The sequence below is a fragment of the Streptomyces sp. BK208 genome (genome assembly GCF_004364245.1).
Taxonomy (GTDB): Bacteria; Actinomycetota; Actinomycetes; order Streptomycetales; family Streptomycetaceae; genus Streptomyces.
On record NZ_SOAV01000026.1, the window covers coordinates 1 to 14,211 of the forward strand.

At 72.9% G+C, this 14,211-nt stretch carries 6 protein-coding genes; 1 reads left to right on the top strand and 5 read right to left on the bottom strand.

What is annotated here, in order from left to right; all coding sequences use genetic code 11:
* The 4 genes from EV562_RS34815 to ddaH form a co-directional block, all read right to left on the bottom strand.
* Nucleotides 1–3,926, bottom strand: a 3,926-nt coding sequence (locus tag EV562_RS34815; protein WP_208298493.1) for a type I polyketide synthase, incomplete at its 3' end; no start/stop codon positions are given.
* 82 nt (nucleotides 3,927–4,008) lie between these two features.
* On the bottom strand, nucleotides 4,009–5,172 hold the full coding sequence (locus EV562_RS34820) for a cytochrome P450 (RefSeq protein WP_133890866.1): 1,164 nt from the start codon (nucleotides 5,170–5,172) through the stop codon (nucleotides 4,009–4,011).
* Nucleotides 5,173–5,198: 26 nt separating this feature from the next.
* Nucleotides 5,199–6,362, bottom strand: coding sequence for a pyridoxal phosphate-dependent aminotransferase (locus tag EV562_RS34825; RefSeq protein WP_133890867.1), 1,164 nt, complete (start codon nucleotides 6,360–6,362; stop codon nucleotides 5,199–5,201).
* A gap of 362 nt (nucleotides 6,363–6,724) precedes the next feature.
* Complete coding sequence (gene ddaH, locus EV562_RS34830; RefSeq protein ID WP_347877082.1) at nucleotides 6,725–7,561, bottom strand: dimethylargininase; 837 nt, start codon at nucleotides 7,559–7,561, stop codon at nucleotides 6,725–6,727.
* Nucleotides 7,562–8,250: 689 nt separating this feature from the next.
* Between ddaH and EV562_RS34835 the strand changes: the two genes are divergently transcribed.
* Nucleotides 8,251–9,456: a cytochrome P450 gene (locus EV562_RS34835; RefSeq protein ID WP_133890868.1), complete on the top strand. Its 1,206-nt coding sequence runs from the start codon at nucleotides 8,251–8,253 to the stop codon at nucleotides 9,454–9,456.
* A gap of 156 nt (nucleotides 9,457–9,612) precedes the next feature.
* Here EV562_RS34835 and EV562_RS34840 read toward each other — a convergent pair whose 3' ends face one another.
* Nucleotides 9,613–14,184 (bottom strand): amino acid adenylation domain-containing protein, encoded by a 4,572-nt coding sequence (locus EV562_RS34840; protein WP_347877083.1) that lies wholly within the window; start codon nucleotides 14,182–14,184, stop codon nucleotides 9,613–9,615.
* Nucleotides 14,185–14,211 lie beyond the last annotated feature (27 nt).

Here is a 14,211-nt window from a genome sequence, read left to right on the forward strand (position 1 = left end):
CACACCTCCTCCACCGCCGCCGCGAACACCGGATACCGCTCGTACAACTCCCGCCCGCAACCGGCCCGCTGACTGCCCTGCCCCGTGAACAGGAACGCGGTGCCGCCGTCGGGACGCGGCGCCGGGCCCCGCAGGACGTCCGGCGACTGCTCCCCCGCGGCCAGCGCGGCAAGGCCCCGCAGGAAGCCCTCCCGGTCCTCGGCCACCACGGCGGCCGCCTCCGGGAAGCGGGTGGGCGCGGTGGCGAGGGTCAGCCCGATGTCGGCCAGGGACTCCTCGGGGTGCTCGGCGACGTGGTCGCGCAGCCTGGCGGCCCGGGCGCGCAGGGCGTCCTCGCCGCGCGCGGACAGGAGCCAGGGACCGGGCACCGCGGCGCCGGGCGCGGCCGGTGTGCCGGGGGAGGTTTCCGGGGTCTCGGCGGGTTCGGGTGCCTGTTCCAGGATCACGTGGGCGTTGGTGCCGCTGATCCCGAAGGAGGAGACGCCCGTCCGGCGGGGCCTGCCCGTCTGCGGCCACGGCCGCGCCTCGGTCAGCAGCGACACCCCGCCCGCACTCCAGTCCACGTGCGAGGTCGGCTCATCCACGTGCAACGTCCGCGGAAGCACACCGTGCCGCATGGCCTGAACGGACTTGATGATCCCGCCCACACCCGCCGCGGCCTGCGCATGACCGATGTTCGACTTCAACGACCCCAGCAACAAAGGACGTTCAGGCTCCCGGCCCTGCCCGTACGTCGCCAGCAGCGCCTGCGCCTCGATCGGATCACCCAGCCGCGTACCCGTCCCGTGCGCCTCCACCGCGTCCACCTCCACCGCGGACAGACCGGCGTCCACGAGGGCCGAGCGGATGACCTGCTCCTGCGCCGGACCGCTGGGCGCTGCCAGGCCGTTGCTGGCTCCGTCCTGGTTGATCGCGGAACCGCGCACCACCGCCAGCACCTCGTGCCCGTGCCGCCGGGCGTCCGACAGCCGCTCCAGCAGCAGCAGCCCCACGCCCTCGGCCCACCCGGTGCCGTCGGCCGTGTCGGAGAAGGCCTTGCAGCGGCCGTCGGGCGCCAGCCCCCGCTGCCGGCTGAACTCCACGAACAGTCCGGGGCTCGACATCACCGTCACCCCGCCGGCCAGTGCCAGGTCGCAGTCGCCCTGGCGCAGCGCCCTGGCGGCCAGGTGCACGGCCACCAGGGAGGACGAGCAGGCGGTGTCCACCGTGATAGCGGGGCCGGCCAGGCCGTAGGTGTAGGCGACCCGGCCGGAGAGCACGCTGGTGAAGTTGCCGGTGAGCAGGTAGCCGCCGGCCGTGTCGTCCGCCTCGTGCAGCCGGGGGCCGTAGTCCTGGCCGATGGCTCCCAGGTAGACGCCGGTGTTGCTGCCGTGCAGCTCCGCCGTGCTCACCCCGGCCCGTTCCAGGGTCTCCCAGACGGTCTCGAGGACGAGCCGCTGCTGCGGGTCCATGCCGACGGCTTCCCGCGGGCTGATCCCGAAGAACTCCGCGTCGAACAGGTCGGCGTCGTACAGGAAACCGCCCTGCCGGGTGTACGACTTCCCGGCCCGCCCGGGCTCGGGGTCGAAAAGGGTGTCCAGGTGCCAGCCGCGGTTGCCGGGGAAGTCCGAGACCACGTCCTTCTCGTCCACGACGAGCCGCCACAGGTCGTCGGGGCTGTTCGCTCCGCCGGGGAAGCGGCAGGCCATGGAGACGACGACCACCGGGTCGTCGGTGCCGACGGAGCGGCGGGCGGCGGGCGCGGCGTGCGGGTCGGCACCGGTGAGCAGGTCGGCGATGTGATCGGCGAGCCGCTGCGGGGTGGGGTGGTCGAACAGCACGGTCACCGGCAGGCGCAGGCCGGTGGCCGCGACCAGCCGGTTGCGCAGTTCCACCGCCATGACCGAGTCGAGGCCCAGGCCGCGGAAGGCGCCCGTGGCGTCCACGTCGGTGTCCGCGCCGAGGCCGAGTGCCAGGGCCGCCTCGGCGCGGATCAGTTCCAGCATCCGGTGGACCGTCTCCTCCCGGTCCGCGCCGTCCGGCCGTCCGGCCGGGGCAGGGCCGGCGGGGGCCGGGTCCGGCACGTCGCGGGGCACGTCGGCGGGGGCGGTGCCGGGCCCGTACGCGGGCCGCCAGTCCACGGGGACGCCGGCGGTGTGCAGGCGTCCCAGTGACGTCAGGAAGCGCGTGGCGCCGTCCTGGTTGCGGCGCAGGGTCTCCGACACGACGGCGGGCGACGCGACGTCGTCCAGAGTCTGCTGGAGCGCCATGGTGAGGACCGGGTGGGGGCTCACCTCGACGAAGGCGTCGTGGTCGGCGAGCCCGCGGACGACCGGGTCGAGCTGGACGGTGCCGCGCAGGTTGGCGTACCAGTAGTCGGCGTTCAGGGCGGAGGTGTCCAGGACCGTGCGGGTCACGGTGGAGTGGAAGGGCACGCTCGACGCGCGCGGCCGCACCGGCGCCAGCCCGGCGAGGATCTCCTCGCGCATGAGCTCGACGAGCGGGGAGTGGGCGGCCACGTTGACCGGAATGCGCTTCGCGTCGATGCCGTCGGCGGCGAACTCCGCCAGCAGCAGGTCGACGGCCTCGCGGTCCGCGGAGAGCACGACCGATGCCGGGCCGTTGACCGCGGCGACGGCGACCCGGTCGCCCCAGGCGGCCAGCCCGGGCTCCAGGTCGGTCACGGCCGCGGAGACGGACAGCATGCCGCCCCGCCCGGCCAGGCGCGCCTGGGCCTTGCTCCACAGTGAGACGACGCGTGCGCCGTCCTCCAGGCTCAGGGCGCCGGAGACCACCGCGGCGGCGATCTCGCCGTTGCTGTGCCCCACGACGGCCGAGGGGCGCACACCGAACGAGGCCCACAGGTCCGACAGGGCCACCATCGTGGCGAACAGCGCGGGCTGTACGACGTCGTCCCGGTCCAGGGAGGCGGCGCCGGGCGCGCCGCGCAGCACCTCGTGCAGGGACCAGTCGACGAAGGGCGCGAGGGCGTCGGCACAGGCGTCGACGGAGGCCCGGAACACGTCCGAGGTCTCCAGGAGCCCGGCGGCCATGCCGGCCCACTGGGAGCCCTGCCCGGGGAAGACGAACACGGTCCGCTCGCGGGTCTCGGCGACCGCGTCGATCCGGGTGGTGCTGCGTCGTCCTTCGGCGAGCGTGCGCAGTTCGTCGTCGAGCCGCTCGTGCGTGTCGGCCAGGACGACGGAGCGGAACGGCCCGTCGGCGCCGGCCTCCGCCATGGCCAGTCCGAGGGCGGGCAGCGGCGCACGGTGCGCGTCGGCGTGCGTGCGCAGCCGCGCAGCTCGCTCCCCCACGGCCGCACGATCGGCGCCGGACAGCGGCACCGGCACCGTCGTGCCGCGGAAGGCGGGGGCGGCCACCGGCGCGGCGAGGAAGGCCGTCAGGTCCTCGGCGGTGCGCAGGGTGGCACGGGCGCGGTGGCCGAAGGCGTCGGCCCGGTCGGCCGGGCACAGCATCAGGGCGGCGGCGCCGGCGGGTCCTTGGGGGCCGGGAGCGAGCAGGACCAGGACGGCACCGACGGCGCCGGTGTCCAGGGTCGCGGCCGCGAGGTCCACGGCCTGCCGGAGCCGGCCTCCGGGCACGGTGTGTACGGGGCCGCGCAGGGCGAGGGTGTCGGCGGTCTCCCGGGCGAGGGCCTCCCGGTCGTCTCCACCGCCCGCCAGGACGAGGCCCACCGGCTCGTCGGCGGCCCGTCCGGCGTCGGCGAGGGCCGCCCGGCCCAGACCGCTCAGGCGATCCCGTGACGCGGCCGGCTCGTCGGTGCTCACCCGCTCGGCGGCCGGCCCCTCGGCAGCCGGGCGTTCCGTGTCCACGGACGGTGGCGGGGCGGTGCGGGAGCGGCGGAGAGGCTCGGTGAAGGCCGTGCCGACGACGTCGAGCGGTGTCCAGGCGGATCCGGCCTCGGTGCGTGCGTGCTCTGCGGACACGTGTTTCTCGCTTCGGGTCTGGGCACGTGCCTGGGGGGCGGCACGTCCGGCTGGCGTGGGTGACGGCGGCGCTCGGCGGGGGTTACCAGTCGACGAGGAGGCGGGCCAGCCCGCGGGTCGCCAGACCGTCCTTCCAGATCACGGGGGTGTCGACGGCCGCGAACCGCAGTGTGGGGAAGCGGTGCAGCAGCCGTTCGAGGACGGCGCGGACCTGGAGCCGGGCCAGCGGGGCCCCCAGGCAGCGGTGCACGCCGTGGCCGAAGGTCAGGTGGACCCCGTCCTGGCCGGCCAGGGCGAGGGACTCCGGTTCGGCGAAGACCTTGGCGTCGCGGTTGCCGTGCAGCAGCGCGACCATGACGGCCTCGCCGGCCTGGACCGTGACGGAGCCCAGCCGCACCGGCTGGAGGGCGACCCGGGGGAAGGCCAGGGGGGTGGCCGGGTTGACGCGCAGCAGTTCCTCCACGGCCGGCGCGATCGCGTCGGGCCGTGCGACGAGTTCGCGGTGCGTGACGGGGTCCGACAGCAGCGACAGGACCGACAGACCGAGTTGTCCGACCGTGGTCTCGTAACCGGCCATCAGCAGAGTGAGGCCGAGGGTGAGCAGCTCGCTCATGGTGAGGTCACCGCGGTCGTGGGCTTCGATGAGGCTCGAGAGCAGGTCGTCCTGAGGCTGCCGCCGCTTGTGTCCCACCAGATCGGTGATGTATGCGGCGAGTTCGACGCGCCGGCGCGCCTTTTCCCGCGGCTCGCTCGCCGAGATGTCGAAGAGGACCTCGACCCAGTCCCGGAAGCGGGCGCTGTCCTCGGGCGGGATGCCGAGCACCGAGCACAGTACGGCCAGCGGAAGCGGCGCGGCGAGGTGCTCGACGAGGTCGGCGCCCGGTCCGTGCGCGGCGATCGCGTCGAGGTGCCGGTCGGCCAGTTCTCCCACGAAGGGGCCCATGGCGGCGATCCGGCCGGTGGAGAAGGCCCCGCTGACGATGCGGCGCAGCCGGGTGTGCCGGTCGCCGTCCATGCTCATCATCGAGTCGGGGGTCGGCTGGGCGTCGTTGAACTTCGGCGCCTCGGGCGCTAGGGCGCCGGCCCGGCTGAACCGCTTGTCGGTCAGCACCGCGCGCCCCAGCGCGTAGTCGCGCACCAGCCACATCTTGTCGCCGGCGGGCGTGACGATGCGGGTCACGTCCTCGGTGCCCTCCAGCAGGAAGTCCGGAAGCGGTCCCAGCTGACCGGCCGTGTACTGACTCATTCGGTCTCTCCCCCAGGTCGTCGGCGTCAGTCGCCCAGGACCCGGCGTCCGACCTCGTGGAGGAGGTCGGTCCGCCGGTTGAACGCGATGCGTACGTACTGCTCGCCGCGGGCGGGGTCGGCGAAGAAGGAAGCCCCGGGCACGATCAGCACCCCGGCCTCGTCGAGGAGTTCGAGGACGAACCGCCGGCCGTCGTGGCGGCCGCCGGTGAGGTTGCCGACGTCCGCGAACAGGAAGCAGCCGCCTTCGGCCGGGGCGAACTTCATGCCCTTGCGGGAGAAGATCTCCTGGGCCAGGTCCCGGCGCGCTTCCATCTCCCGGGACGTGGTGTCCGTGTCGACGCTGAACGCGGCCATGCCCACGGCGACCTGGAGCGGGGTGGCGGCACCGTTGGTGGTGACCTCGTGGACGCGCCGGAGCACCTCGGTGCGGGCGGCGTCGGCGCGCAGGAAGCCCAGGCGCCAGCCGCTGATGGCGTGGCTCTTGGAGAGGGAACCGACCACGATGCTCCGCTCGGCGAGGCCGGGGACCTCCGTGACGGACAGGTGGGGCCTGCCGTCGAAGACGAAGGCGCTGTACACCTCGTCGCAGATCACAGTGGCGTCCCAACGCTCGCACAGCGCCGCGATCTCGTCCAGCTCGGTGCGGTCCAGTACCCGGCCGGTGGGATTGGCCGGTGAGTTGAGCAGGACGGCCCGGGTGCGGGGACCGAAGGCGGCAGCCAGGTCGGCCGGGTCGTGGCGCCAGGAGGGCGGCTGGCACGGCACGAAGCGGGGCACCGCCCCGGCCAGGGCGATCGCGGCCGTGAACTGCTCGTACCCCGGGTCGAGGAGGACGACCTCGTCGCCCGGGTCGACGGTGGCGAGCAGGGCGACGCACAGCGCCTCGGTGGCGCCGACGGTCACGGTCAGCTCGGTGGCCGGGTCGGTCGGTGTGGTGAGGGTCCGCGCGATCCGTTCGCGCAGCGGCAGGTCGCCGGAGGGGTGGTCGTACTGATTGCGGCCGCTCCGCGTGGCCTCGGCCGCGGCGTCGATGATCTCGGGGGCCGGCTCGGGATAGCCCGGGGTACCGACCGCCAGGTCGATGGCGCCGCGTTCCCGAGCGAGCAGGAAGAGTTCTCCCAGGCTGTTGCCCCGCAGCAGCGCGGCCCTGGACGAGACACGGGGCCGGCGGGTGATGGAATGCGCCATTTTCCCTTCTCCTGCACGCTGGTCGTTCACGAGGTCGGAATACGCCCGGGACATTTCCGGAACCGGGCGGGAGGAGTGCGTTGAATGGTCCACCGGAAGAGGAAGTGAAGCTCCTCCGAATGAACGGCCGGGATGCGGAGAGACGCCTTTGGAAAACGGGACCGCCGTGGATATCGGCGTGCGCTCCCCGGTTCTGGTGAATCCTTCTCTGCCGGTCGTCGCTCGAGTGGATTCGGCCGCTCTCGAACATACCTCCCGACCGGCGGCCGGTGAACCGGGAAACAGCGTGTGCGGGGGCGGGGCGCCCGGCGGCCCGCCCCCGTCCCGCCGACAGGACGGCGGGGCTCCACCCCTGGGGTGTGTCAGTCGCGCAGTTCCAGGGTGCAGCACTTCACGCTGCCGCCGGCCTTGAGGAGTTCGCTCAGGTCGACGCCGACCGGCTCGTAGCCGCGCTCGCGCAGGCGGTCGGCGAGGCGGGCGGCCTGACGCGGCATGAAGACCCGCCGGCCGTCCGAGAGGGCGTTGAGCCCGAAGACCTCCGCGTCCTCGGGCTCGGCGAGGACGGCGTCCGGGAACCGCTCGGCGAGGACCGCGCGGCTGCTGGCGGAGAACGCCTCCGGGTAGTACATGACCTCGCCGTCCCCGAGCACCGAGAGCGCCGTGTCCAGGTGGTAGAAGCGCGGGTTGACCAGCATCAGCGACACGACCTCGCGGCCGAAGAACTCACGCGCCTCGTCGTGGGCCCGCACGTCGCTGCGGAAGCCGGAGCCCGCCAGGAGCACGTCCCCGGCGCACAGGAAGTCGCCCTCGCCCTCGTTGACGTACCGGGCCTGCTCGACCTCGCTCCAGCCGCGCGAGCGGAACCAGTCGAGGTACTCCTGCGCCTCGTCGGCCCGCTGCTCGTGCCGGAACCGGGCGACGAGCACCTTGCCGTCGACGACGGTCGCGCCGTTGGCGGCGAACACCATGTCGGGCAGGCCCGCCACGGGTTCGATGAGCTGCACGTCGTGCCCGAGCGTGACGAACGTGTCGTGCAGCCGCTTCCACTGCTCGACGCCCACCTGGGCCGAACTGGGCTTGCCGGGCTCCATCCACGGGTTGATGGAGTAGGTGACGTCGAAGTACGTCGGACGGCACATGAGATAGCGCCGCGTGGTGGCCGCCTTGCCGCCGGACACCGCCGTCTTTCCTTCTGACACGATTACTCCTTCGGTTGGCCAGATTGTGTCTGGTCTCGGATGCCGACACCGGTTTCACGCGGGTATCGGGTCGTCGAGGAAGCGTGTCCCGTCGACGGGACACGTTGGGCCGGAACGGGGCCTGGGGGTCAAGGGTTGCCTGGCCGTTCGGACTCTGCCGTCCTGGCGCCGGAGCGACGATAGCCGGAATGGCGCACCGCATCGTAGTGTGCTCGACATCGCAATTCGCGAGTCCGCCGGTCGACGCGGTCCCGTGAAAGCGATACCGCGCCCTCGCTTCTTTCGGGTCGCCGTCCGGGAATCTTCCGGCACCGTCTACGGAATCACTTCGCACCCAGAAGGGAAAGCCGTGCCCCCTCCTCTTCCCGTGGAATTGCGTCCCGAGCGAGTGGGTAACGCCGTCGACGGCCGCACCGCGTTGCGCCAGGAGGGCCCGCCGGTGCGGGCCGTGCTGCCGGGCCCGCCGACGCCGCCCGACCGGCCGGGCGTGACCGGTTCGTCCCGATGGCCGACTCCGCCCGGCGGACCACATCTCGTCCTCGATGGCGGCGCGCACGGCTGCCTGGGCGCCGCGCCCGGCACGTGGGCCGCGACGAACTGGAGTACGCGGGCCGGCCCGGTGAGGGCGGTCACCTCGTCCTGCTGCCCGTCCGCATCCGAACCACCCACCGATTGAAGGGCTCCCTGACATGACAGAGCAGAACGCGCCGGTCGAGGACCGGATCCCGTTCACCCGGCAGTGCCCGTTCTCCCCGCCCGAGGCCTACGACCGGCTGCGGCGGCAGGAGCCGGTCGCCCGGGTCCAGCTGCCCAACAACGACGAGGTCTGGGCGCTGACCCGCTACGAGGACGTGCGGGCCATGCTCGGCGACCCGAGGTTCAGTTCGGACAACCGGCACCCCGGCTACCCGCTGTTCAGCCTGGAGAAGCCGACCGAGCAGCCGATCCAGACGATGATCAACCTGGACCCGCCGGCGCACGGTGAGGTCCGCCGCAAGGTGATCACCGAGTACACCGCCAAGCGCATCAAGGAGCTGCGGCCCACCGTCGAGCGGATCGTGGACGAGCGGCTGGACGCCGTCCTGGCCGGCCCGCAGCCCGCCGACCTGGTGGCCGAGCTGGCCGTGCAGGTGCCCGCGCTGGTGATGTGCGAGCAGCTCGGCGTGCCGCTCGGCGACCACCAGTTCTTCCTGTCCCAGAGCACGCGCCTGGTCAGCATCACCACGTCGGAGAGCGAGCGCGACGAAGCCTTCGGCGCACTCGCCGGGTACCTGATGAACCTGATCGCGCAGAAGGAGGAGGAGCCCGGCGACGACCTGCTGAGCCGGCAGATAGCCAAGGGCCGGGAGAGCGGTGACTACGACCGCATGTCCCTGATGGGCCTGGCCTTCCTTCTGCTGGTGGCCGGACACGAGACGTCCGCCAGCACCATCGCTCTCGGCATCGCGCTGCTGCTTCGTCACCCGGAGCAGATGGAGCGCGTCCGGGCGGACCCCTCGCTCACGCCGGGGTTGGTCGAGGAGGTGCTGCGGTACTTCACCGTGTCGGAACTCGCCATGGTCCGGGTCGCGGCCGAGGACATCGAGATCGGCGGCAAGACGATCGCCGCGGGCGAGGGCGTGGTGGGCTTCGGTCTCGCCGCCAACCACGACCCGTCGGTGTTCGAGGACCCCGGCACGTTCGACATCGACCGGACGGCCCGCAACCACCTCGCGTTCGGGCACGGCCCGCACCAGTGCCTCGGACAGAGCCTGGCCCGGCTGGAGTTCCAGGTGGTCTTCGACTCGCTGCTCGCCCGGATGCCCGGCATGAAGGCGGCCGTGCCGCTGGAGGAGCTGCGCTTCAAGGGCGACCAGGGTGTGTACGGGCTGTCCGAACTGCCCGTGGTCTGGTGACGAACCGGTGAGGACGCCCCCGCCGGGGGCATCGACGTGAACGGGGCGCGGCCGTGGCCGCGCCCCGTTCACGTGCCTCCGGGCCGGCGTCCGGCGCCCGTCGTCCGGAGCACGCGGCAGACGCGCGGTGCGGACCGCCCGTCTGCCGCGTCGTCGTCAGTCGCCGGCGAGCTTGCGGTTGATGATCCGTGCGATCTCGGCGGCCGGTCCGGGGTCGCACATCTGCGGGTGGCCGGTCTCGATGTCGTACGAGTCGACGGTGCCGCCGATGTGGGGTGCCCAGTGTCCGGCGTCCCCGGCGTACAGGTCGTGCGGGTTCTGCGTGGCGTGGAAGAACACCGCGTCCCCCGCGTAGTGCGGGGAGGTGAACTTCTGGAGGATCGCCACGTGGTTCATGAGGGCGAGGGCCGAGTTCTCGAGGACGCGCCGGTACTCGTCCGCGCCCACCATGTGCCCGATGTAGTCCTCCAGGATGTGTTCGACGTCCTGCTGCGGGAGCATCTCGGCGTCGTCGAAGTAGTCGGCGGGCGCGCAGTCGAGCAGACCGAGCAGGCCGACCTCGTGACCGCGGCGGGCCAGTTCGGTGGCGACGGCGTGGGCCGCGGTGCCGCCGAAGGACCAGCCGAGGACGTGGTACGGCCCTTCGGGCTGGATCTCCCGCATCCGCCGGATGCAGTCGTCGACCACGTCCTCGACCGTCTCGGGGGCGGCCTCGCCGCCGAACACCTGCGCCTGGAAGGCGTACACCGGGCGGTCGGTGATGTGCGGGGCGAAGCTGAGGTACGACCAGCTCAGACCGAAGCCGGGCTGGATGAACCACAGGGGCTCGCGGTCGCCGCCGGAGCGGATGGTCAGCACCCGGGCGTAGGGATCCTCGAAGGCCGGGGCGCCGTCCTCGCCGAGCCGGACGGCGAGTTCGGCCACCGTCGGGTACTGGAACAGCGTCCGTATGGGCAGCTCGGCGCCCAGGGCGTCACCGATCCGGCCGGTCAGCTGGGTGGCCAGCAGGGAGTGGCCGCCCAGGGCGAAGAAGTTGTCGTCGACGCCGACCCGGTCGAGGCCGAGCACCTCGGCGAACAGCCCGGCCAGCAGCCGCTCCTCGTGCGTCTCCGGCGCCCGGTACGCCTCGCCGGTGTAGGCCGGTTCGGGGAGCGAGGAGCGGTCCAGTTTGCCGTTCGGCATCAGCGGCAGCCGGTCCAGCGGGACGACGGCGGCCGGAACCATGTACGACGGCAGACGCTCGGCCGCGTACCGGCGCAGTTCACCCGCGTCCGGCGCGGGTCGGTCCGCCTCGGGGACGACGTAGGCGAGGAGCCGGTCACCGCGCGGATGGACCACGGCCCGTCCGACGTCGGGGTGGCCGGCGAGCGCGGCCTCGATCTCTCCGGGTTCGACACGGAAGCCGCGGACCTTCACCTGCGCGTCGGCGCGTCCGGCGTACGCGAGCTGTCCGTCGGGCGTCCACCGGGCGAGGTCGCCGGTGCGGTACATGCGCTCACCGGCGGGACCGAACGGGTCGGCGACGAAGCGCTCCGCGGTCATGCCCGGCCGGCCGTGGTAGCCGCGTCCGACGAGCCCGCCGACGTACAGCTCGCCGACGGCGCCGGGCGGGACCGGGACGAGCGCGGGACCGAGGACGTACGCCCGCATGTTGCCCAGCGGGGCGCCGATGGGGGCGCTGTCGGCGCCGTCCCAGTCGTCGTCGGCGGCGAGAGTCCAGAGGCTGGCGTAGAAGCTCTCGCTCTGTCCGTAGCCGTTGACGACGCGGGCTCCCGGCATGGTGCTGCGGATGCGCTCCACCAGGCTGCCGGGCAGTGCCTCGCCGGCGAGCACCACCGTGTCCGCGTGGACCTTCCCGGCGATCCGCTCCACGAGTTCGGCGAATGCGGACGGCACGGCGCTGATCACCCCGCCGTTCCAGCCGCCCCGCTCGCCCAGTTCGAGCACGTCGCGGACGATCTCGACGGTGCCTCCGGAGCACAGCGTGGTGAAGATCTCGAAGACCGACACGTCGAAGTTGACCGACGTGCCCGCGAGTGTCCGGACGCCCGGCGGCACACCCAGCGCGGCCATGAGGCCGGCCAGGCCGTTGGTGACCCCGCGGTGGGTGATCCCCACTCCCTTGGGGATGCCGGAGGAACCCGAGGTGTACATCACGTACGCCAGGTTGTCCGGGCGCGGCGCCTGCCGGGGGCGGGCCGGCGGGGCCGCGGACGCGTCGGGAGCGTCGGACGCGTCGAGCGCGTCCAGGCAGAGCGTGGGGACCTGGCCGAGGGGAAGTCGCCCGGCGGTGTCGGTGTCGGTGAGGACGAGCAGCGGCCGGGCCTGCTCCAGCACCAGTTCCAGCCGGTGGCTGGGATAGGCGGGGTCCATGGGCAGATACGCCGCTCCGGCCCTGAGGATGCCCAGCAGTGCCGCAACCAGGTCCGGCGTCCGGGGCAGGGCCAGACCCACCACGGACTCGGGACCGGCGCCCCGCCGGACCAGCTCGTCCGCCACCTCGTCGGCGCGCTGGCCGAGTTCGCGGTACGTCCATGACGACCCGCCGCTCTCGACCGCGACCGCCTCCGGGGTCGTAGCCGCCTGCCGCTCGAACAGCTCGGGGACGGTGAGGTCCGGCACCTCGGTGCCGGTGGCCGTCAGCTCCTCCAGCAGCCAGGTGCGTTCGGAGGTCCCGAGGGTGTCGATCGTGTCGACGGGGCGGTCGGGGTCCGCCACCAGGGCCCGCAGGACACGCAGCAGCCGGTCGCCGATGCGGGCCACCGTCTCGTGCCGGAACAGCTCCGTACGGTAGTCCAGGCCCAACTGGAGATGGGGCGCGGTCACGGCCATCACGGTCAGCGGGTAGTGCGTGCCGGAGAAGGGCCGGACGCCCGTGCACACCAGGCCCGCGGCGTCGCCGGCCGCGGCGATGCCTACGCGGTCCATCGGATAGGACTCGAAGACGACGAGGGTGTCGAAGAGGGCCGGGAGCCCGGTGCGCTGCTGGATGTCGGTGAGCCCGTGGTGATGGTGGTCGAGCAGCGCGGTCTGCCGGTCCTGGAGCCTCCTCAGCAGGTCGTGGGCGGACTCGCCGGTGGTGTGGTGCACGCGGACGGGCAGGGTGTTGATGAACATGCCGATCATGGCGTCGGCGCCGGGCACCTCGGGCGGCCGTCCGGAGACGGTGGCGCCGAACAGCACGTCCTGCCGTCCCGTCAGCTGTCCGAGCACCAGGGCCCAGGCGCCCTGCACCAGGGTGTTGACGGTGACACCGAGTTCGGCGGCCCGGCGGGTCAGCTCCCGGGTCTCCTCGGCGCCGAGTGCGATCTCGACGTGCCCGAGCCCCGCGGTGGTGGTCTGCGGCACGTCGGGCAGGGCCGGTTCGAGGAGGGTCGGCTCCTCGACCCCGTCGAGTTCCGCGGCCCAGGCGTCGGCCGCGGCGGCCCGGTCCTGCCGGGTCAGCCAGGCCAGGAAGTCCCGGTAACCGGCGACGGCGGGCAATGCCGACTGCTCGCCCGAGGACGCGTAGAGCCGCAGCAGGTCCTGCATCAGCAGGGGGCCCGACCAGCCGTCGAAGAGGACGTGGTGCGCGGTCAGCATGAGTTCGCTGCGCTCGTCGGTCAGGCGGACCAGCGCCAGCCGGAGCAGGGGCGGAGCGGCCGGGTCGAAGTGGACGGTGTGGTCGCGGGCGAGGAGGGCCTCGAGCTCCGCCTCCCTGTCCGCCTCGGAGAACCGGCGCAGATCCACCTCCTGCCAGGGCAGCTCCACCTCGTCCAGGACCAGTTGGACCAGTCCCTCGCTGGCGGAGACGAACGCGGTGCGCAGGTTGGCGTGCCGGTCCAGCAGCGCCTGGCCCGCCTTCCGCATCCGCTCGCCGTCCACCCGCCCGGACAGGTGGAAGACCAACTGCATCTGGTAGGCGTCCATGCCGGCGTCGTCGCCGTTGAGGAGGGTGTGGAAGAGGAGGCCGGACTGGAGCGGGGTGAGCGGCCAGGCGTCGGACAGGCCCGGGTAGCGCTCCTCCCACCGTTCGATCTCGCTCTGGCCGGCGGTCACCAGCGGCAGGTCGGAGGGGGTGAGCCCGCCCGCCCCGGGCCGTGTGGCATGCGCGGCCAGCGCGCCCAGCGCCTCCTGCCACAGCTCGGTCAGCCCGGCCACGTCGGTCTCGTCGAACACACCCGGGGCGTAGGAGAACGTCGTCTCCAGCACCGGGCCGTCCGGGCCGTCGGTGACGTAGGCGCCGATCTCCAGTGGGGACAGGGCCGGCATGCCCGTGTCGAGGCCGGCTTCGATCTCGTCGAACTCACCGACCTGCGTCCACCCCAGCCCCCGCAACTCCTCCGGCATGTCCGACGCCGAGAACCGCCCCAGATAGTTGAACCCGATCTGCGGCTGCGCCGCCCCCGCCAGCACCCCACCCGCCTCACGGTCCAGATACCGCAGAAGACCGAACCCCACACCCCGGTCCGGAACCCCCAGCAACTGCTCCTTGACCGCCTTCACCACACGACCCGCAGCCTCACCCCCGGCAAACGCGTCATCCACATCCACCCCCGACACATCCAGCCGCACCGGGAACATACTCGTGAACCAACCCACCGTCCGCGACAGATCAGCCCCCGGCACCACCACCTCCTCACGGCCATGACCCTCCAGCCTCACCAGCACCCGCTCACGGCCACGCCACCGCGCCACCGCCAACCCCAACGCCGCCAGCAGACCATCGTTCACCCCACCACGGAACACCCCCGGAACCGACGTCAGCAACGCCTC

What these genes read in the sequence shown, in the direction of transcription:
- EV562_RS34820 (WP_133890866.1), bottom strand. Translation starts at nt 5,172, where the DNA reads ATGAGTCAGTACACGGCCGGTCAGCTGGGACCGCTTCCGGACTTCCTG.
- EV562_RS34825 (WP_133890867.1), bottom strand. Translation starts at nt 6,362, where the DNA reads ATGGCGCATTCCATCACCCGCCGGCCCCGTGTCTCGTCCAGGGCCGCG.
- EV562_RS34835 (WP_133890868.1), top strand. Translation starts at nt 8,251, where the DNA reads ATGACAGAGCAGAACGCGCCGGTCGAGGACCGGATCCCGTTCACCCGG.